This window comes from Paenarthrobacter sp. TE4293, assembly GCF_050435325.1.
In the GTDB taxonomy this organism is placed as follows: Bacteria; Actinomycetota; Actinomycetes; order Actinomycetales; family Micrococcaceae; genus Arthrobacter; species Arthrobacter nitroguajacolicus_C.
In genome coordinates this window covers 89,303-107,017 of record NZ_JBNJRY010000011.1, presented here as the reverse complement: position 1 = coordinate 107,017, position 17,715 = coordinate 89,303, and the positions used below count along the sequence as shown (strand labels likewise).

General features: G+C 63.3%; 16 protein-coding genes. 10 read left to right on the top strand and 6 right to left on the bottom strand.

Going from position 1 to position 17,715, the window contains the following annotated elements; translation table 11 throughout:
* Positions 1-2: 2 nt before the first annotated feature.
* The 3 genes from QF015_RS19750 to QF015_RS19740 all read left to right on the top strand — a co-directional run bounded on the left by QF015_RS19750 (position 3) and on the right by QF015_RS19740 (position 3,878).
* Complete coding sequence (locus tag QF015_RS19750) at positions 3-1,376, top strand: flavin monoamine oxidase family protein (protein WP_429390507.1); 1,374 nt, start codon at positions 3-5, stop codon at positions 1,374-1,376.
* 85 nt (positions 1,377-1,461) lie between these two features.
* On the top strand, positions 1,462-2,349 hold the full coding sequence (locus QF015_RS19745) for a universal stress protein (RefSeq protein ID WP_429390506.1): 888 nt from the start codon (positions 1,462-1,464) through the stop codon (positions 2,347-2,349).
* A gap of 23 nt (positions 2,350-2,372) precedes the next feature.
* Positions 2,373-3,878, top strand: a complete 1,506-nt coding sequence (locus QF015_RS19740) for an APC family permease (protein WP_429390505.1) — start codon at positions 2,373-2,375, stop codon at positions 3,876-3,878.
* A gap of 2 nt (positions 3,879-3,880) precedes the next feature.
* Here QF015_RS19740 and QF015_RS19735 read toward each other — a convergent pair whose 3' ends face one another.
* Positions 3,881-4,435 carry a hypothetical protein gene (locus tag QF015_RS19735; protein ID WP_429390504.1) on the bottom strand — a complete coding sequence of 185 codons (555 nt, stop codon included), beginning with the start codon at positions 4,433-4,435 and terminating at the stop codon, positions 3,881-3,883.
* A 106-nt stretch (positions 4,436-4,541) separates the two neighbouring features.
* Here QF015_RS19735 and QF015_RS19730 point away from each other — a divergent pair, with 106 nt between their 5' ends.
* Positions 4,542-4,925, top strand: coding sequence for a VOC family protein (locus tag QF015_RS19730; protein ID WP_310208302.1), 384 nt, complete (start codon positions 4,542-4,544; stop codon positions 4,923-4,925).
* Positions 4,926-4,991: 66 nt separating this feature from the next.
* Here the strand turns inward: QF015_RS19730 and QF015_RS19725 are convergent, their stop codons facing one another.
* The gene (locus QF015_RS19725; protein WP_310208305.1) at positions 4,992-5,441 is read right to left on the bottom strand and encodes a DUF5997 family protein; all 450 of its coding nucleotides are present in this window, start codon (positions 5,439-5,441) and stop codon (positions 4,992-4,994) included.
* Positions 5,442-5,474: 33 nt separating this feature from the next.
* Between QF015_RS19725 and QF015_RS19720 the strand changes: the two genes are divergently transcribed.
* Complete coding sequence (locus QF015_RS19720; RefSeq protein ID WP_397337216.1) at positions 5,475-6,200, top strand: LysR family transcriptional regulator substrate-binding protein; 726 nt, start codon at positions 5,475-5,477, stop codon at positions 6,198-6,200.
* On the opposite strand, the gene QF015_RS19715 is transcribed toward QF015_RS19720, so the two are convergent.
* Positions 6,201-6,899: a GntR family transcriptional regulator gene (locus QF015_RS19715; protein WP_310208311.1), complete on the bottom strand. Its 699-nt coding sequence runs from the start codon at positions 6,897-6,899 to the stop codon at positions 6,201-6,203.
* A 109-nt stretch (positions 6,900-7,008) separates the two neighbouring features.
* Between QF015_RS19715 and QF015_RS19710 the strand changes: the two genes are divergently transcribed.
* The 4 genes from QF015_RS19710 to QF015_RS19695 are packed head-to-tail and all read left to right on the top strand — an operon-like array spanning position 7,009 to position 12,595.
* Positions 7,009-7,767, top strand: coding sequence for a LamB/YcsF family protein (locus QF015_RS19710; protein ID WP_429390503.1), 759 nt, complete (start codon positions 7,009-7,011; stop codon positions 7,765-7,767).
* A 48-nt stretch (positions 7,768-7,815) separates the two neighbouring features.
* On the top strand, positions 7,816-9,165 hold the full coding sequence (locus tag QF015_RS19705; RefSeq protein WP_310208317.1) for an MFS transporter: 1,350 nt from the start codon (positions 7,816-7,818) through the stop codon (positions 9,163-9,165).
* A 6-nt stretch (positions 9,166-9,171) separates the two neighbouring features.
* Positions 9,172-10,827 (top strand): 5-oxoprolinase/urea amidolyase family protein, encoded by a 1,656-nt coding sequence (locus tag QF015_RS19700; protein ID WP_429390502.1) that lies wholly within the window; start codon positions 9,172-9,174, stop codon positions 10,825-10,827.
* Between the two features lie 7 nt (positions 10,828-10,834).
* Positions 10,835-12,595, top strand: coding sequence for an acetyl/propionyl/methylcrotonyl-CoA carboxylase subunit alpha (locus QF015_RS19695; RefSeq protein WP_429390501.1), 1,761 nt, complete (start codon positions 10,835-10,837; stop codon positions 12,593-12,595).
* Positions 12,596-12,673: 78 nt separating this feature from the next.
* Here QF015_RS19695 and QF015_RS19690 read toward each other — a convergent pair whose 3' ends face one another.
* Positions 12,674-13,921 carry a D-arabinono-1,4-lactone oxidase gene (locus QF015_RS19690; protein ID WP_429390500.1) on the bottom strand — a complete coding sequence of 416 codons (1,248 nt, stop codon included), beginning with the start codon at positions 13,919-13,921 and terminating at the stop codon, positions 12,674-12,676.
* 128 nt (positions 13,922-14,049) lie between these two features.
* On the opposite strand from QF015_RS19690, the gene QF015_RS19685 reads away from it, so the two are divergent.
* On the top strand, positions 14,050-15,054 hold the full coding sequence (locus tag QF015_RS19685; protein ID WP_400404504.1) for a LacI family DNA-binding transcriptional regulator: 1,005 nt from the start codon (positions 14,050-14,052) through the stop codon (positions 15,052-15,054).
* Here the strand turns inward: QF015_RS19685 and QF015_RS19680 are convergent, their stop codons facing one another.
* Together QF015_RS19680 and QF015_RS19675 are read right to left on the bottom strand one after the other, a co-directional pair.
* The gene (locus tag QF015_RS19680) at positions 15,055-16,050 is read right to left on the bottom strand and encodes a bile acid:sodium symporter family protein (RefSeq protein ID WP_429390499.1); all 996 of its coding nucleotides are present in this window, start codon (positions 16,048-16,050) and stop codon (positions 15,055-15,057) included.
* 165 nt (positions 16,051-16,215) lie between these two features.
* Positions 16,216-17,712: a SulP family inorganic anion transporter gene (locus tag QF015_RS19675; RefSeq protein WP_429390498.1), complete on the bottom strand. Its 1,497-nt coding sequence runs from the start codon at positions 17,710-17,712 to the stop codon at positions 16,216-16,218.
* Between the last annotated feature and the right edge of the window lie 3 nt (positions 17,713-17,715).

Here is a 17,715-nt window from a genome sequence, read left to right as displayed (position 1 = left end):
ACATGCAGAATCTTGATCGCGACGTTGTGATCGTCGGCGCCGGACCGTCAGGGTTGACGGCCGCGCGCGAACTGAAGAAGGCCGGACTCAGCGTTGCAGTGCTTGAAGCACGCGACCGCGTGGGTGGCCGCACCTGGACCGACACCATCGATGGCGCCATGCTCGAAATCGGCGGCCAGTGGGTTTCTCCGGACCAGACGGCCCTCATGGAGCTGCTGGACGAACTCGGACTCAAAATGTACTCGCGCTACCGCGACGGCGAGTCCGTCTACATCGGCGCAGACGGCAAGCGCACCCAGTACACCGGTGACACTTTCCCGGTAAACGAGACCACCAAGGCCGAGATGGACAAGCTCGTCGCCATCCTGGACGAGCTGGCTGCCGAGATTGGCCCCACCGAACCCTGGGCACACCCCAAGGCACGCGAGTTGGACACCATCTCCTTCCACCACTGGCTCCGCCAGAACTCCAGCGACGAGGAAGCCTGCAACAACATCGGCCTCTTCATCGCCGGCGGCATGCTCACCAAGCCCGCACACGCCTTCTCCGCACTGCAGGCAGTACTCATGGCCGCCTCCGCCGGGTCCTTCAGCCACCTGACCGACGAAGACTTCATCCTGGACAAGCGCGTCATCGGCGGCATGCAGCAGGTTTCGCTGCTCCAGGCAGCAGAGCTGGGCGACGACGTGGTGCTTAACAGCCCGGTCCGCACCATCCAGTGGGCAGAAACCAACGTGACCGTCGTGTCCGAGCAGGCCACCGTCAACGCACGCTTTGTGATCATGGCCGTGCCGCCCAACCTCTACTCCCGCGTCTCGTTCGACCCGCCGCTGCCGCGCCGCCAGCACCAGATGCACCAGCACCAGTCGCTGGGCCTGGTCATCAAGGTCCACGCCGTCTACGACACGCCGTTCTGGCGCGAACAAGGACTCTCCGGCACCGGCTTCAGCGCCGGCGCACTGGTTCAGGAGGTCTACGACAACACCAACCACGGCGACACCCGCGGCACCCTGGTGGGCTTCGTTTCGGACGAAAAGGCCGACGCAGTCTTCGAACTCAGCGCCGAAGACCGCAAGAAGGCCATCCTCGAATCCATCGCCGGCTTCCTGGGCGACAAGGCCCTCACCCCCGAGGTTTACTACGAGTCCGACTGGGGCTCCGAAGAATGGACCCGCGGCGCCTACGCTTCCAGCTACGACCTCGGTGGCCTGCACCGCTACGGCAAGGACCAGCACGCCAACGTCGGCCCGATCTACTGGTCCTCTTCGGACCTGGCAGCCGAGGGCTACCAGCACGTGGATGGCGCCGTCCGCATGGGCCAGGCAACCGCCGCCCGCATCGTTGGAGCCAACAAGCTGGCCTCGGTAGCGGTCTAACCACCGCGACGACCACACCGGCGGGCCGGGGGAGCACCATTCCCCGGCCCGCCGGCTCCACTGTTTAAGCACTGAAAGGACCACCATGCGCTACGTAGTGGGCTACACCGCCAACGCGAGGGGGCACGATGCCGTTCACCTTGCCGTCGCGTTGGCCAGGAACCACGATGTCAGCCTGGACCTGGTCCTGGTGATCCCAGAGGACTCTCCGTTCAATGCCGTTTACCCGCCCGAGACCGGCTACGACGACATCCTTAATGACCAGGCGCATCGCTGGCTGGATGAGGGCCTTGCCCTGGTCCCGGACGATGTCACCGCCCGCGCCCACATTCGGCGCGGCGATTCCGAGGCGCAGACCCTGATTGCTGCTGCCGTGGAGATGGATGCGGCGGCACTGGTCATCGGTGCCACGAACAGGGGCCTGTTCAAGCGATTCACCATTGGCTCCGTGGCGAGTTCCCTGCTCCATTCCTCGCCGGTTCCAGTCGCCTTGGCGCCCCACGGTTATCACCGCACCGAGCCGATCACCCGTATGAGCTGCGGCTTCGGGACGCGCCCTGGCGCTGATGAACTGCTCGACGTCGCCGTTGAGTCCGCGCGCGACCGTGGCCTTCCGCTGCGGCTCGTCTCCCTGGTGGCGCTCGACGGCGGCGACTCGCCCCAGCTGCTGGACGCCGCCTGGGTGCATGCCGCCGACCGGCTTGCCGCCGTCGGGATTTCCGCTGACGCGGATGGCTCCGCTGGTTCTGCTGCCGACGTGCCTGAACCCGAGATCGTTGTGGCCCAAGGCCGCACTATCGAAGAAGCTGTTGATCGACTCGACTGGGAAGACGGCGAAATCCTGCTGATCGGTTCCAGCCGCCTGGCCCAGCAGCGGGCCACTTTCCTTGGCACCACCGCGAACCGGATCCTGCGTGCCCTCCCCGTACCCATGATCGTGGTCCCCCGCGACTACACGCGACAAAGCGCCTAGCAACCGCCTGAGAGGCAAAACCCATGTCAACTGCACCAAAGACGGTCCAGTCGAAAGAAACGCCAGCCCTGAGTGAAAAGGGGCTGAAGGCCGGATCGGTGGGCCTCATCGGCGCCGTCGTGATCGGCGTTTCATGTATCGCGCCCGCCTATACGCTGACCGCGGCCCTTGGCCCCACTGTGTCCGAAGTCGGTGTGCACCTGCCTGCCATTTTCCTGGTGGGCTTCATTCCGATGCTGCTGGTGGCGCTTGGCTACCGCGAACTGAACAACGCAATGCCCGACGCCGGTACCTCCTTCACGTGGGCGACGCGCGCCTTTGGACCGTGGATCGGATGGATGGGCGGCTGGGGGCTGATCGCGGCCACCATCATTGTTCTCTCCAACCTGGCGGCTGTGGCGGTGGACTTTTTCTACCTGATGCTTGCCCAGATCTTCAGCAACCCGGAGCTGGCCGATCTCAGCAAGATCCTGCCGTTGAACATTGCCACCACGTTGGTGTTTATCGCCGTCGCCTGCTTGATTTCCTACCGCGGCATGGAGACCACCAAGGGTGTGCAATACGTGCTGGTGGCCTTCCAGCTGCTGGTTCTTGGGTGGTTCGCCGTCTCGGCATTCGTGCATGTAGCAAACGGCACCGCCTTTGATGCCACGGCTATTTCACCGGACTGGTTCAACCCCTTCGCCGTCGACTCCTTCTCTTCCTTCGCCGCAGGCGTGTCGCTCTCGATCTTCATTTACTGGGGCTGGGACGTCACGCTGACCATGAACGAGGAAACCAAGAACCCGGAGAAGACCCCTGGCCGCGCAGCGACCATCACTGTGTTGGTTATCGTGATCATCTACATGACGGTTGCGCTGGCCACCCTGTCCTTCGCCGGCGTTGGCGAGACCGGGCTGGGTGCCGGGAACCCGGAGAACCAGTCCAGCATCTTCGCCGTCCTGGCCGGCCCGGTCATGGGCCCGTTCGCGATCCTGATGTCCCTGGCCATCCTGAGCAGCTCGGCAGCCTCGCTGCAGTCGACGTTCGTTTCGCCGGCCCGCACCATGCTGGCCATGGGCCACTACCGCGCCATATCGCCCAAGTTCGGCAAGATCAGCCCCACATACAAGTCGCCCAGTTTTGCCACGATTGCGGCCGCTATTGCTGCTGCCGCGTTCTACGTCATTACCCGGACGGTGTCCGAGAATGCGCTGTGGGACACCATCACCGCCCTGGGCATGATGATCTGCTTCTACTACGGCATTACCGCGCTGGCCTGCGTCTGGTTCTTCCGGGCTGAGGCATTCCGCGGCGCCCGTGCCTTCTTCTTCAAGTTCCTGGCACCGCTGGTGGGCGGCGTGATCCTGCTGGTGATGTTCGTGAAGACGGCCATGGACTCGATGGATCCTGAATACGGTTCGGGCTCATCCGTGGGCGGTGTGGGGCTGGTTTTCGTCCTGGGAATGGGTGTGATCCTGCTCGGCGTTGTGGTCATGCTGGTGATGTACCGGTTGCGCCCTGAGTTCTTCAAGGGCAAGGTTCTGTAGTTTCAGCTCGGCGTGGGGGTTGGTACTCCGGCTGCGCGTTCGGCTTCCCCGAGGGCTTCGGCGAGGCGCTCGACGGCGGCACGATAGTCGGTGCCGGCCGTCACCCTGCAGTATTCGGCCTCGCGCATGGCCCGGGTGAGCGCCGCGGTTTCCGCAGTCCTCACGTCCGTCATGGCCGGGAAGTCGATGGTTCTTGCAGGGTCGAGTTCGTACCTCTGCCATTGCTCGATGAGGTTCCGGTGGCGTGCGGCGTCGTCCAGGAAACCAGCACGACGCCGGGGCTCAGCTGCGTGGATCCGTGCCACTTTGTGGAGGCTCAGCACGGTAGCTGCCGTGGTGGCAATGCCGACGAAGACCATGATGAGGCCAGCCGGCGGCCACTGCACCGCAGGCACGAGGACGGCGGGAATGACGACAACCAAGCCCCCGAACAGGTCCCAGAAAACTCCGTCAGGTTCGGGGCCGCGGCCAACCGTCATTTTCCTGTGCAGGACATACGTGGTTGCTGCGCACGCAAGAACCAGAGCTACGCCCCACAGGAGCATCATGGCGGGCATCGGACCACCTCCAGGCGACATCACGTTGCATTGAATTCAGTATGCGCCAGTCCTTGCGTGGAGGCGAGGGCCGGGGGTGTCGTACCCGGGGCGTAGCCTAGGCAGCATGAGATTGAAAATGTGCAGCATCCACGTCAAGGACCCGGCGACGGCTCACGCTTTTTACACCGGGACGTTGGGCTTCGAGACCTTGATGGCCATGCCCGAGTACAACCTCTTCATCATCAAAGATCCCGGCGCGGACAACGACACTTCCCCGGGACTGCTGCTGGAGCCCAGCGACAACCCCATCGGTGCGAACTACATGAACGCCGTCTACGAGGCCGGGATGCCGGCAGTCGTCCTGGGCGTACCGGATGTTCGCGCCGAGTATGAGCGTTTGCTGGCTGCCGGTGTGACGTTCAAGGATGAACCTGCAGAAGATCCTTCGGGCATCAGCGCGGTCTTCGACGACGGTTGCGGCAACTTCGTTCAGCTCCACCAGGACTGACCCGGCCTCAACGGCTTAAACAGCTGTGGCCGGGACCCGTCGGTCCCGGCCACCACCTGCTAAGACTTAGGCGTGGTCGCGCTTGGAGGTTTTCGGGGCGTCGCGCTTCGCAGCCGCGTTGTCCCTTGCTTCCTTGGTTGCGGCCTTCTTGGCAGCCTCGTCCTTGACGCGCTGGGCTTCGGAGCGGACGGCAGCGTGCGTGGCGCGTTCGGTGACCAGCCACTGCGGGGGAGCCTGCAGCAGCTCGGTGATTTCCGCCGTCGTGAGTGCTTCCTCAACGCCGCCGCGTGCGAGGCCGCTGATGGAGACGTTCAGCTTCTGCGCAACCACCGGGCGGGGGTGCGGGCCGTTGCGGCGCAGCTCGGCGAGCCACTCCGGCGGGTTGGCCTGGAGTTCGGCGAATTCGTCGCGGGTGATGGACGAATCCTGGAACTCTTGGGGTGTCGCGGGCAGGTAGATGCCGAGTTTCTTGGCAACTGTTGCCGGCTTCATGGACTGGGAGTTCGAGGACGTCATGCTTCAAGGGTATCTGGCCGGTACTGTGAGTGTGTGCCAGACGCTGAAGAATCCACCGAAACAACCGAGCCCCTAGCTGGCCTCCGCTTCGCCTACGTCGCGGGTGTGACCCCTGGGAAATGGATCCGCCGGTGGGAGGAGCGCATGCCCAACTTTCCGCTGCACTCGTTCATGTCCGACGACGCCGCGCAGGTTTCGGTGTTGCATGACGGTTCCGCGGACCTCAGCTTTGTTCGGTTGCCCGTGGACCGCGACGGCTTGAACGTCATCCCCCTCTATGAAGAGCAGCCCGTGGTGATCGCTCCCAAGGGCCACGAGATCTCGGTGTTCGAAGAGGTGGCCCTCGAGGACCTGTCCGACGAAAACTTCCTCGACATTGAGGAAATGGGCGGGCCCGACATGGCTCTCCAAGTGGTTGCTTCGGGTGCTGGACTGGCGATTCTGCCCATGTCCGTAGCACGTCATCTCAATGCCAAAGACACTGTCATGCGGCGCCTGACCGGCGCTCCAACGACTCAGATCGGCCTGGCATGGCTCGTTGGCACGGACAGTCCGGTGGTCGAGGAGTTCATCGGGATTGTGCGGGGCCGGACTGCGCAAAGTTCACGCCAGCCCTCGGCCCAGCAGGAGAAACCCAAGAAGGCGCCCAAGCCCGATCGTCGCGGCGGCGGCCCCAAGAAGCCCGCGGTCGCGCAGCGCTACGCTCCGAATCCGGACAAGGGCAGGGGCAAGGGTTCCCGCAAGAAGGGCAAGCGCTGACTACGCTCCGTGGATTGCGGTTTGCTGTTGCTCTGACCGGTTGAGGTAGGCCAGGAGCAGGTCACCCGCGCGTTCAAGTTCTCCCGCTTCGAGGGCAGAGCAGATTTGCTCGTTTTCCGCGAGCCAGTCGCTGTAGAAGTGCGCGTTCAGCGTGGCCTTGTGAAAGTACAACCGCATCTCGGCCAGGACCTGGGCCATGATGGTGTCCAGCCGGTTGCTCTCGGCAAGGGCTACGATCGCGCCGTGAAAATGCTGGTTGGCGCTGCCCAGTCCTTCGTTGTCGTCGGCTTCGGCAGCGCGCTTCCCCTCCTCGACGGCGGCCCTGACGGCAGCGATGCGCTCCGGTGAACCACCCGCGCGGATGGAGCTGACCTCGATGGCACGGCGGACTGTGTAGACATCGTGGATGTCGCCGGCTTCCAGAGTGGCGACGTAGACGCCCTTGTTGGGCTGACGGAGCAGCAAACGCTCGCCGGCCAGTTCAGCGAACGCTTCGCGGACCGTGTTCCGGGAGACCCCCAGATCCTCCGCGATGGTGGCTTCGGTGAGTTTGGCACCCGGCACCAGGAATCCCTCGGCCAGTTGATAGCGCAGTTCTTCGGCGACTCTCTCGGCAACTGACGGAACCCTCATGCGTACCCGGGCCCGGGCACTATCAAGGCCAGCGCGTTCGTTCTTTTCCTGATCTGCACCGGCCATAACACCAAAATTACACGATTGCCGAAAACTTGGATCGCTGGATTGTTGAACAATCCAGCAGATTGGTGCATTCTAGATGTAACGCACATCACGAGGCAGGGATCACATCATGGCAATCATCGATCTGAACAGCGACGTCGGAGAGTCCTTCGGGCGCTGGACGCTCGGTGATGACGCCGCCATGTTTGAGTCCGTGTCCAGTGCCAACGTCGCGTGCGGATTCCACGCCGGCGACCCCAGCGTCATCCGCAGCACCTGCTCCAAGGCGGTCCAGGCCGGCGTCGTAATTGGAGCCCATGTTGGCTACCGCGACCTCGCGGGATTCGGCCGCCGTTTCATGGACATTGATCCCAAGGAACTGGCAGATGATGTGGTGTACCAGGTTGGCGCCCTGCAGGCGCTGGCAGCTACCACCGGTGGCCGCGTCCAGTACGTGAAGCCGCACGGCGGTCTCTACAACGCGATCGTCAAGCACACTGCGCAGGCGCGTGCCGTCGTCGATGCTGTGAAATCGGTTGACCCCAGCCTCCCGATTCTCGGCCTCCCCGGCTCCGAAGTATTGCGACTCGCTGAAGAAGCAGGTCTTCGGGGCGTCGCTGAGGCTTTCGCGGACCGTGCTTACAACCCTGACGGAACACTTGTTTCGCGGTCGCAGCCGGGCGCTGTTCTGCACGACCCCGCCGAGGTAGCCGACCACGTCCTGCGCATGGCTAGCGAGCAAGCCGTCCGGACCATTGACGGTTCCATCCTGAAAATCCGCGCAGAGAGCATCTGCGTGCATGGTGACTCACCGGGGGCCGTAGCAATGGCCAACGCCGTGAAGTCCGCACTGGGGCAGTCCGGCGTCACCGTCGGCTCGTTCCTCTAATCCGTTCCATCAGGCCCCGCACTACATCCCTCACCCCCGGAGGAAACCATGACCAGCACCAACAAGGCAGCCGCAGCCGTGACAAGGAAGCCACCGGCCGGCGCCGTCAAGGCATACGTTGCCAGCCTCACCGGCACCTCGCTCGAGTACTACGACTTCGCCATCTACTCAGTGGCCTCAGCCCTCGTGTTCCCCAAGATCTTCTTCCCGGGCAACGACGAGTTCGTTGCACTGCTCCTCTCCTTCTCAGCCTTCGCGGTGGGCTACCTGGCCCGTCCTATCGGTGGCATCATCTTCGGCCGCCTCGGTGACAAGATCGGACGCAAGTACGTCTTGGTCTTCACCCTGGTCCTCATCGGCGTGGCAACAGTCCTCATCGGTGCCCTGCCCGACTACTCCGTGATCGGGGTGGCAGCCCCAACAATCCTGGTGCTGCTGCGTCTCGCGCAGGGTATCGGCGTCGGCGGCGAATGGGGCGGTGCAGTGCTGCTGTCCAGCGAATTCGGCGATCCGAACAAGCGCGGGTTCTGGTCCTCCGCAGCCCAGATCGGCCCACCGGCCGGCAACCTCATGGCCAACGGTGTTCTCGCTATTCTTGCCGCTTCACTCAGCGACGAAGCCTTCCTTTCCTGGGGCTGGCGTGTAGCCTTCCTGGCCTCCGCGCTCCTGGTGGTCTTCGGTTTGATCATCCGCCTCAGGCTCGAAGAAACCCCGGTGTTCAAGGCCATCCAGGCCAAGGGCGACCGACCCAAGGCTCCCATCAAGGAAGTCTTCACCACGCAACCCAAAGCATTGGTCGCCGCAGCGCTGTCCCGTGTTTGCCCCGATATCCTCTACGCCTTGTTCACGGTCTTCGTGGCCGTTTACGCCACCAAGCAGCTGGGCATGACCACAGGCAACGTCTTGTCCGCCATCCTGATCGGCTCAGCCTTCCAGCTGTTCCTGATCCCGCTGGCTGGTGCACTTACCGACCGTTTCAACCGTCGCTGGGTGTACGGCATCGCCGCTGCCGCAACTGCCGCCTACATCCCGCTCTTCTTCCTGATGATCCAAGGCAAGTCCGTCGCCATGCTGACCGTCGGCACCGTGATCGGCCTGGCACTCCACGCCTTCATGTACGGCCCGCAGGCTGCGTTCATCACTGAGCAGTTCCCGGCCCGTCTCCGCTACGCCGGCAGCTCGCTGGCCTACACGCTGGCCGGTGTGATTGGTGGAGCCGTCGCCCCTATCATTTTTACCGCTCTCTACGGGGCAGCGGGTGGGGGCTGGTACCTGATCGCTGTTTACATCCTCGTCGCGGCTGTCGTCACGATCGTGGGCATGCTCCTGGGCCGTGACCCGAAGCCGGAAGAAGACGTGCGTTTGGTGCAGGGGACGCACGCTCAGCCGGCGGCGTAGCGAACAATGGGAACCGTGATGCATGCCGCCACTGCCAAGAGGGTTCGCTCCGTCAGGCCCGTCGGAACCCGTGCCGTCCTGGCCGAGCTGGACGGGCTGCAGGACGTCCTCGCCCTGCAGGACATGCTCAACAAGTCGCCGTTGCCGGGGCAGGTCGACGTTCTTGCCGCCGCAGAAACTGTCATGGTGGTGGGCGAGTCCGCATCGGCCACCCGGGCCATTGGTGTCCGCCTGCTTGAGCTGGAACTCGTAACACCGGAAGTCACTGACTCCGGGCTGGTGGTCATCGATACCGTGTTCGACGGCGACGACCTCGCCGACGTCGCGGAGCTCACCGGGCTGAGCGTGGACGGCGTCATCGCGGCACATACCGGCCAGATCTGGACCGTAGCCTTCGCGGGCTTCGCACCCGGCTTTGGCTACATGGTGGGCGAAAACGAGATCCTCACAGTTCCCCGACGATCCTCGCCGCGCACAGCCGTTCCCGCCGGATCAGTAGCTCTCGGGGGACAGTACTCAGCCGTTTATCCGCGCCGTTCACCGGGTGGTTGGCAGCTGATCGGCCGCACCGGGGCGCGGATGTGGGACCTGGACCGAGCGCAGCCCGCGCTGGTGAGGCCGGGCGACCGGGTGCAATACAAGGCCGTCCGCGAGGTCGTGACGGCCAGTGATTTTCCAGCGGGCGAACCCGACAAGGAGCACCACGCTGAGTCCGGACTGCGGATTCTCACTCCGGGGGCTCAGAGCCTGATCCAGGACCTCGGCCGCCGAGGTTATGGTCCGCTGGGTGTCTCGGCTGCGGGGGCCTTGGACCGCGCGTCGCTGCGGCGGGCCAATCGGCTGGTGGGGAACGCTGCTTCTGCCGCCGCCATCGAATCAGTCAACGGCGGGTTGACGGTAGAGGCCATTGGCGATCAGGTGATGGCCGTTGCAGGTGCTCCAACGACGCTGACTATCGAGTCGCCGTCGTGGGTTGAGTCCGGCGACGGCGACGCCCAGCCGGGCGCGCAGCGGACCGTTCCCATGGCTGCACCCTTTGCATTGTTGGACGGCGAAGTACTCACCGTGGGGGCTCCCGAGTCGGGGTTCCGTAACTACGTGGCGATCCGTGGCGGTGTTGATGCACTGGAGGTCTTGGGCAGTCGTTCAGCTGACACGATGTCCGGCATTGGACCCGCACCGTTGACCATTGGGCAGGCGCTCCCGGTCGGTGAAGCAACAGCGTCCACAGCCGTGGGCAGCCCTGAGCTCCAACCCGATTTCCCGGGCCAAGGCGTCACTGTACTCGACGTCGTTCCCGGACCACGGGCGGACTGGTTCGACGCGGAAGCCCTCGAATCACTCTGCAGCCAGGAGTGGCTGGTCACGCCGCAGTCCAACCGCGTCGGCATGCGTCTCGACGGAACCCCGTTGCAACGCACACGCGAGGGCGAACTCCCCAGCGAGGGAACGATGGCCGGAGCACTCCAGATACCGCCCGCAGGACTGCCCGTCCTGTTCCTGGCGGACCACCCCATCACAGGTGGTTATCCGGTGATCGGCGTGGTGCGCGAGGAACACCTGGACCTCGCTGCCCAAGTCCCGATCGGAGGGCGGATCCGCTTCCGTCTCGTTCCGGATTCACCAGACTTCACCACGACTTTCACCAAAACAGAGAAGTGAGAATTTGATGCGCAAGGTCCTGATCGCGAACCGTGGCGAAATCGCAGTCCGCGTCGCCCGAGCCTGCGATGACGCCGGCATCCTATCAGTCGCCGTCTACGCAGACATCGACGCCGATGCCATGCACGTCGGCGCTGCCGATGAAGCCTACAGCCTGGGCGGGAACTCGCCTGCTGATACGTACCTGAATATCGGGAAACTGCTGGCCGTTGCGGAGGAGTCGGGCGCAGATGCCGTCCACCCTGGCTATGGCTTCCTCTCCGAGAACGCGGACTTCGCCCAAGCAGTGCTCGACGCCGGACTCGAGTGGATCGGTCCGTCGCCTGAGTCGATCCGCCAGTTGGGCAACAAAATTACGGCCCGCGAGATCGCCGTCGCTGCCGGCGCACCCTTGGTTGCCGGCAGCGACGGCCCGGTTTCCTCCGCCGCGGAGGCCCGTGCTTTCGCTGAGGAACACGGCCTTCCGCTGGCCATCAAGGCTGCCTTCGGCGGTGGTGGCCGCGGGCTGAAGGTGGTCCGTGAACTCGCCGAAGTTGAGGAAGCCTTCGATTCCGCAGTCCGTGAAGCAGTGGCCGCGTTCGGCCGGGGCGAATGCTTCGTGGAGCAATACCTTGACCGGCCCCGCCACGTGGAAGCGCAGATCATCGCGGACAAAACAGGCAACGTAGTTGTGGTCGGAACGCGTGACTGTTCCCTGCAGCGGCGCCACCAGAAGCTGGTGGAAGAAGCTCCAGCTCCGTTCTTGAGCGATAACCAGCGGCAGCAACTCTACGACGGTTCCAAGGCCATTGTCCGCGAAGCCGGCTACTACGGGGCCGGAACGGTGGAGTTCCTGGTCTCTGCCGATGGAGCCGTGGCTTTCCTCGAGGTCAACACCCGCCTCCAGGTTGAGCACCCCATCACGGAAGAAACAGCCGGGATTGACCTCGTGCAGGAGCAATTCCGCATTGCCGCAGGTTTGCCGTTGAGCATCACGGAGGATCCTGTTGCGCGGGGCCACTCGTTCGAGTTCCGAATCAACGCCGAGGATGTGGGCCGCGGGTTCTTGCCGTCCCCGGGCACAGTGGCCTCCTTTGAGGCGCCGACAGGCCCGGGCATCCGCTTGGACACAGGGGTGCGGTCCGGCTCATTCGTGGCGCCGCAGTTCGACTCCCTGTTGGCCAAACTGATCGTCACCGGAGCTGACAGGCAGCAGGCCCTGCGCCGTGCGCGCCGTGCACTCGCCGAAATCAACATCACGGGGCTGGCCACTGTTCTGCCGTTCCACCGGGCCGTTCTGGAATCCGATGACTTCACATCGGTTGCCGGCTTGAACATCCACACCCGGTGGATAGAGACCGACTTCGCAGACCAGATTCCCGTGGATCCCGAATACAGCGTGGTTGCCCCGGAAGGGGAGCGGCGGACCATCACCATTGATGTGGACGGCAAACGCCTCGCTGTTGGACTTCCGGCGGACCTTTTGGATGGCTGGGCTCGATCCGGTCAGGGACTGCCAGCTGCCTCGGACCTGACGGGGCTGCCGGGTTCTGTCACCAGTGCAGACTCACCCGCCGAATCGGCCCTCGTCTCCAGCATGGCCGGCACTGTTGTGAAATGGCTCGTTGAACCTGGCGCCGACGTAGCTGCGGGTGACCCTTTGGTGGTTCTGGAAGCCATGAAAATGGAAACCCAGGTCCCCGCGCACCGCTCAGGTACGCTCTCCGAGGTCCTTTCCGCACCCGGCGGTGTGGTCACGGCTGGAGCAGTCCTGGCTCACATCTCGTAGATCGCACTCTTCCGTTGACAACCCGCTTTTCCATCGCTGCCCAGCGACGGAGAAGCGGGTTGGCAACGTGGTTGGTGGCTAGGACGTAACGGCTACGCCCAGCACGCTGTCCAGCAAGCCGTTCCGGAACTTGCCGGAAGGGTCATTGGCCTGAACCAGGGCACGGAAGTCCTCGAACCGCGGATACAAAGAAGCAAAGTCGTACTGGCCGGGCGTGAAAAGCTTGCCCCAGTGCGGGCGTGCACCGAACGGACGCAGGGCTTCCTCGAGCTCGGGCAGCACTGCTTCCACCTCGGTCTGAAGCGGTTTCCACGTGAAGTGGAGTGCCACGCTTTGCTGCTGGTAGAACGGGCTGAGCCAGAACTCATCTGCTGCCACAGTGCGGATTTCGGAGACGAACAGGAGCGGCGCGAGTTTGGGGGCGAGTTCCCGGACAGCCTGCAGCGCGGCCGGCGCCTGATCCAAGGGCAGGAGGAACTCGCTTTGGAGTTCCTCGCCGTTGCTCGGCGTGAACTCGTGACGGAAGTGCGGCAAGCGGTCCAGCCACTTCCCTGCGACGTCCAGCTGCTCGGTGCAATTCTCTGCAGACATGTCCGACAGGGGATGCATGGCTGCCGTCGCCGGGGTTGCCCCGAACAGGTCCGGTAGCGGGGCCTCGGTGTCCAGTGCTTTGAGCCAGACCTGGGGAATGGTGTCGCCGGTGTAGTTGGTGAAGAAGCTGACGCTGTAGGCACTGGATGCGATGGCCTGGAAGTTTGCCAAGGCATGTTCCCACGACAGGTTGGTCAGCACGCGCTGCCGGACTTCGTAGCTCGGCCGGACCGCGAGTTCCAGCCCTGTGACGATGCCAAGTGCACCCATTCCCACCACACTGGCGAGGAATTCGTCGTCGTCCGCTGTAAGGGTCACCAGCTCGCCGGAGGCGCGCACCAGGTCAACGCTGACGACGGCGGCAGCCAGGGAGGGGTTGTTGACCCCACTGCCGTGCGTGCCGGTTTGGATAGCGCCCGCAACGGAGATGTGCGGGAGGGAAGCGAGGTTGTGGATCGCGTAGCCCTGTTCCTCAAGAGCCCGGCCCAGAGCCCCGTAGCTGATGCCACCACTGACCTTGACCGTGCTTTTCGCGGTGTCCAACACCACTTCCTGGGGGAGGGCATCGAGCAGGATGTGAGTTCCGTCGGTGTCTGCAACGGTGTTGAAGGAGTGCCGGGAACCAAGGGCTTTGATCCGGATTGCATGAGTTACGAGCTCGCGCAGCTGATCCACGGTGGTGGGCCGTTGAACGTCCGCTGACGAGTACTCAAGATTTCCTGCCCAGTTCTTCATCGAATGATCTCCCGCTTGTATTTGTAGACTCCCGCAATTGTTAACGTTCACAACTAATTGCGTCAAGAGGAGTCCAACTCCGCAGCGGATAGAGTTCAAGAAATCCGCTGTCTACCAGGAGTTGCAACGTGAGCAAGGGATCCAAGCCCACCATTCGGGATGTGGCCAGGGCGGCGGACGTCTCGCTGACCACCGTGTCCTATGTGCTCTCAGGTCGCCATGGTGGCACCACCCGTATCAGTCAGCCCACGCAGGACCGTGTTTTGGCAGCGGTCAAGGAACTCGGGTACGTGCCTAATCAGGCCGCGCGGGGGATGCGACGGGGCAGGACGGACGTAGTGGCTGTGGCCATTGGGAATCTCGAGTGGCCGTGGGACAGGGCCCTTGCCACGGCTGCAGCAACAATCCTCCCGCAGCACGGCTACCAACCGGTGATCCTGCTGGGCGACGACTGGCGGAAGTTCATGATGTCCGGCGGCGCCGATGGCGTCATCATTGGCTACTTCCCTGAGGCGAAGTCCGAGGATGAAACCGTCACGGAGCTGGCTCGACGCGGCGTTGCCCAAGTGGTGATCTCAGGGACCATGGAGCCTGCTGGATTCGACGTCCTTGCTCCTGAAGCCGACGCCGGACTCGCAGAGTGCATGGAGTTCCTCACCGCGTCGCACCGCAGAATCGGCTGCATCCGGAGGGCTGACCCTACCGGCCGGCCGAAGAGCCGCTTTGCTGCCTACGCAGCGGGGCTGGAGAAGGCTGGGATTCCCTTGGACGAGGCCTTGGTCAGGACCTCACATCACCGCCCGGCCTCTGCGTATCAGTCTGCTCTTGAGTTGCTACAACTGAAGGACAGGCCCACGGCCATCCTCTGCACCGACGACATGGAGGCGCTGCAAACGATTCGTGCCGCTTACCGTCTTGGCCTCCGGGTGCCTGAGGATGTCCAGATTGTGGGGGTTGGGAATTCCACGGAGGGGCAAGACTACGATCCCGCTTTGACTACCGTTGGCCCGGACCCGATCTTCGAGCAGGTTGTCCGCATGTTGCTGGATCGCTTGGCGGGGTCCACCCCCGTTGAGGGAGTCCGGATTGCGTCACCGTGGAAGTTGCACCGGCGCGGCACTACCAACGGCTGACTAGTCCTTCAGCGGGCGGCGGGCCAGCCAAGCAGCCACGATCGCGCCCGAGATGTTGTGCCACAGCGAGAAGACGGCTGACGGCAGCGCGGCCAACGGGCTGAAGTGAGCAGTGGCCAGCGTCGCAGCCAGGCCGGAGTTCTGCATTCCCACCTCGAATGCCAGGGCACGGCGTGCCTTGTCATCCAGGCGGCCGAGCTTGCCGGCCAGGTATCCAAGCCCCAGGCCGAAACCGTTGTGGAGGACTACGGCCAGGAACACGATTCCTCCGGCGGCAACGATCTTGCTGGCACTGCCCGCTACGACGATCGCGACAATCAGGGAAATCACGACGGCGGAAGCCCACGGAAGCGCCGGGAGAACCTTCGCCACAACCTTGGAAAGGAAGAGGCGGGCGAGGAGGCCTGCGATGACCGGCAGCAGCACGGTCTTCACGATGTCCATCACCATGGCACCGGCATCGATATGCAGGAAGGATCCGGCCAGGAAGAGCGTCAGCGCGGGTGTCACGAGGGGTGCTATGAGCGTGGAAACCGAGGCGACAGCCACGGACAGGGCAACATCACCCTTGGCAAGGAACGCCATGACGTTGGATGCAGTGCCGGAGGGAGCGCAACCAACGAGGATCAAACCGACGGCCAGCTCCGGCGGCAGCTGCAGGAGGACCGCAATGAGCCAGCCTGCTCCGGGCATGATCACGTAGTGCGCCACAATTCCCAACGCCACAGCCCATGGCCGGCGGGCCACCGACGCGAAGTCCGGCGGGGTCAGCGTGAGGCCCATGCAGAACATGATGACGCCCAGCAGGTAAGGGACGGCAACACCCATCGGTTTGAACAGATCCGGAACCAAGAAGCCGAGAACGCCGGCAACCACCACTAGAAGCGGGAAGACCGTGACGGCAACGCGCGCAATCTTGGCTTCAGCGGCCAATGCTGCATTGACGGGCCCAGCGGGTTCTTCGGTTTTGGAAGGGGAATTGGTTGCCTCAAGCATTCATCCATGCTCACATTGGGGGCCCACGCGGAGCGAATTCGTTACATTCGCCGAAGTGTATATGTCAGATGACCGCTGTTTCCAACCCAACTGAGTAGCAGTTCAGGTCGTTCTGAGGGCTCAGAACGACCTGAACTGCTACTCAGTTGGGTGAGGAGGGGGAGGTTAGGAGTTGAGCTTCCCGGCCAGCCGCTCACGCATGCGAACACTCGCCTCGTTGAGCCCGATGAACTCCACCTCACGCCCGTGATTCCGGTACTTCTCGGTGACCGAGTCCAGCACAGCAACCGTGGAGGCATCCCAGATGTGCGAGCCATGCAAATCGATGATCACCCGATCTATGCCCTCTGAGGAATCTTTCGCATAGTCGAACTGGGTGTACAGATCATTGGAGGAAGCGAAGAACAGTTCGCCGTCAACCGTGTACGTCGCAACGTTTTCGCCGTTGAGTTTCAGTTCCGTCCGCTCAACGGTCGCGAAATGGGCCACCCGCCGCGCAAACAGAACCATGGCGGTCAAGACGCCGACGCCGACACCCACCGCGAGGTTGTGCGTCGCCACTACAGCGGCAACAGTAACGAGCATGACGGCGGTTTCAGATTTTGGTAGCCGTTTGAGGGTGGAAATCCGGATGGAGTGCCAGTCGAAGGTAATCAATGAAACGAAGATCATCACCGCCACCAACGCCGCCATGGGGATCATGCCCACAACATCGCCCAGGACCACCACCAGTACCAGAAGGAAAACGCCGGCCAGGAACGTGGAAAGCCGGCTTCGAGCCCCCGAGCCCTTCACGTTGATCATGGTCTGACCGATCACCGCGCAACCACCCAGGCCACCAAGGAAACCAGTGATGATGTTGGCGGCACCCTGGCCCCAAGAGACACGGGTCTTATTGGAACGGGTGTCAGTGATGTCATCCACCAGTTTGGCGGTCATCAGGGATTCCAGCAGGCCCACCATCGCCATGGACAAGGCGAAGGGTGCAATGATCTGGAACGTCTCCAGGTTCAACGGAACGTTGGGCAGGAAGAACCCGGGCAGGCTGTCCGGGAGTTCACCCTTGTCGCTGACGGTGGGAACGTCGATGTTCCCCAGAGCAGTCGCCAGCGTGATGACCACAATCGCTACCAGCGGCGCGGGTATGGCTGTGGTGATGCGCGGGAGCCCGAACACGATCACCAAGCCCACAATGACAATGGGATAGACCATCCACGGCACGTTGAAGAGCTCCGGCATCTGGGACATGAACACCAGGATTGCCAAGGCATTCACGAAGCCGATCATCACGGACCGCGGGATGAAACGCATCAGCTTGGTGACGCCCAGAACGGCCAGGATGATCTGGAAAACGCCCGCCAGGATGATCGTGGCAATGAGGTAGTCGAGCCCGTGTTCTTTCATCACCGGTGCGATCACCAAAGCAACAGCACCGGTGGCCGCGGAGATCATGGCGGGACGCCCGCCCACCATTGCAGTGACCACGCCCATGGTGAAGGAAGCGAACAGCCCGATCCGGGGATCCACTCCGGCAATCACTGAGAACGCGATGGCCTCGGGGATCAGCGCCAAGGCCACCACGAGCCCCGCGAGGGATTCCGTCAGCAGGCGGCGGGGCGAGCGGAAGGTCGCCCGCAGTGACATGAGTTGCTCGGGTGTCATGGG